Source organism: Microbacterium sp. GbtcB4, assembly GCF_019091465.1.
Lineage (GTDB): Bacteria > Actinomycetota > Actinomycetes > Actinomycetales > Microbacteriaceae > Microbacterium > Microbacterium paraoxydans.
Genome location: NZ_JAGXJJ010000331.1, coordinates 1 through 250 on the forward strand (window position 1 = coordinate 1; position 250 = coordinate 250).

The 250-nt window shown below is 76.8% G+C and carries 1 pseudogene; it reads left to right on the plus strand.

The features are described from left to right. Nucleotides 1-250 (plus strand): annotated as a pseudogene (locus KVS71_RS18065) (aminopeptidase P family protein); the annotation flags it as partial.

Here is a 250-nt window from a genome sequence, read left to right on the forward strand (position 1 = left end):
CGCCCGGGAGCGCGCCCCCACCAGGACGACTTCGGGATCGCCGAGAGGGGGGGGGCCGTGGAGATCCCCCCGCGGGGCTTCGACGACATCATCCCCGAGCCCCCGGCCGCCGTCGCGCACGCCCGAGGCGAGCGCGTCGTCGAGGGAGGCTTCCACCGACGCGCCCGCGAGGACGGCAAGGGCGAGGGGTACGACACCATCGCCGCGTCCGGGCCGCACGCCTGCTACCCGCACTGGCTGCGCAACGACG